Source organism: uncultured Rhodoblastus sp. (assembly GCF_903903185.1).
In the GTDB taxonomy this organism is placed as follows: Bacteria; Pseudomonadota; Alphaproteobacteria; order Rhizobiales; family Beijerinckiaceae; genus Rhodoblastus.
The window spans coordinates 1-1726 of the sequence record NZ_CAIUXT010000181.1; the positions used below are offsets into that span (position 1 = coordinate 1).

At 57.2% G+C, this 1726-nt stretch carries 2 protein-coding genes; both read right to left on the reverse strand.

Translation table 11 applies throughout. The annotated features are described in order from the left end of the window. The coding region (locus QZY01_RS16545; RefSeq protein ID WP_294539262.1) for a hypothetical protein at window positions 1-1020 on the reverse strand (1020 nt) is incomplete at its 3' end. Window positions 1021-1063: 43 nt separating this feature from the next. Continuing rightward, entirely contained in the window at window positions 1064-1519 is a 456-nt protein-coding gene (tagD, locus tag QZY01_RS16550; RefSeq protein ID WP_294539265.1) for a glycerol-3-phosphate cytidylyltransferase, read from the reverse strand. Window positions 1520-1726 lie beyond the last annotated feature (207 nt).

Sequence of the window (1726 nt, forward strand, 5' to 3'; positions counted from 1 at the left end):
GAACTCGCCCGCCCTGGCGGCGCCGAGAAGAGTGCCGTAGGCGACGATGCAGGGTATATCGATGGTACGAAGCTCACCTAGGACCCGTTCCGACATTTCCATATATTTATCGCCATCCCGGATCAATATGGATGGGTTGATGGAATGCTTTGAGATACGCAAACTCCCCGCAAAACGCTCATGCAGGTCTGGCAAGGCATTTGCCGCATCCATCAGTCGATCCAGGTCTGCTTCCGTGGGAAGCAGCGATGAGAAGGCCCCGAGTTGTGGCGTGCTGAACCACTCGGCTCGGATCAATTCTGGAGCAAGAAACGCCGCCAGAATGACGAGATCATTCGCATCGACACCTTCGGCCGGGTCGCGGGCCGGCGCGACCAGTTGGATGGCGGAATTGACGTCGATGTCCGACAGGCGCACCGCGCCGCTGCGGAGGCCTTCGGCCAGCTTTGCCTTGATTTCCTTGGCGAAGGCTCCAACTGACAAAGCGGCGTCGTTGTCGGGTGAAACGCCGATCGACGGCAGCCGCCCCAGAGCCTCCCACCGCCTGATCGCGGCGTCGGGATCGGCATTTATGTATGAAAAAACGACGTTGCCGCCATCCTCACCGGAAACCTCGACAAATCGTCCGTCGGTCCAGTGTCGGTCGGCGAAATTATAGAGCATGACGTGGTCGATATAGACCCGACCGGAAAACGCGACGCGGAGGGTCGGTGCCACTTCCACGCGGGAGTTCGGCAACGCGCCGGAAAGCATCTGCTGTTTCACGTCTTCGAGATGATCCGAGCCTTCCACGGAACTCAGTTGAACGTGCGAGATGTCGCCGACGTCCAAGGGTTTCCGGTCGGCGCCGATCAGCCGAATGTCACTGATGCGCAGGCGAGATGGCGCCGGCGCATTGATCGTGACAACCAGCGAATCGAGAAACGCACCCACTGGAATGGTGAGGTGGCAATTGGAAAGGGCGCCAAAAAAGCCAAGGTATGGCACAGCCTCCAGGACGTCGGCGATGTCACGAGTCAAAATGATTGCCCTTCTATCCACCACGCCGAAATATCTGGACCGATCATAGGGAGGATATGATCTGATAGGCGGTGTTGAGGGCCAATTCCATCTCCGCAATCCGCTCCGGGCTCAAGACCTTTACGAGGCCCTTGAGTTGAGTGGTCGATACGCCTTCTGTTCGCGACAGATATCGCACGTCACACTCCGATTTCAGGAAGTCGAACTTGCCCTCCCAGTCATCGCCCATTACAAAAACGTCGACGCCGAACTTAACGATATCTGCCTGTTTTTGTTCCCAATTATCTTCTGGAAATACTTCATCGACGCACTTGAGGGCGCCTACGATTCCGCTGCGGTCATCGTAACCGTAGACACACTTCTTGCCCTTGATCGCATTGAAATTATCAGTGGACACGCCAACCACCAATCGATCGCCGATCTGGCGCGCGCGCTCGAGTAGGCGAAGATGTCCTCGGTGAAAAAGGTCAAAAGTGCCGTAAGTGATAACGGTCGTCATTCTCAAATCCTCAGAGCCCCCGCCCCGCCGAAACGGAGCCAAAGAATGTTGTCGTGCCGCTCAATTCGCCTCTACGAGCACGGATACGTCGTGGACGAGGGCGTGGCAAAACCAGACGTTCGGCTGCCCGACGACGCGAGAGGCGATATATATGTCGTAGGGCTCCGCGGCGGCCTCGGACATCACGACCTGTACGGGCTTTTGCAC

Coding starts and splice junctions, on each gene's coding strand:
- tagD (WP_294539265.1), bottom strand. CDS start 1,519: ATGACGACCGTTATCACTTACGGCACTTTTGACCTTTTTCACCGAGGA.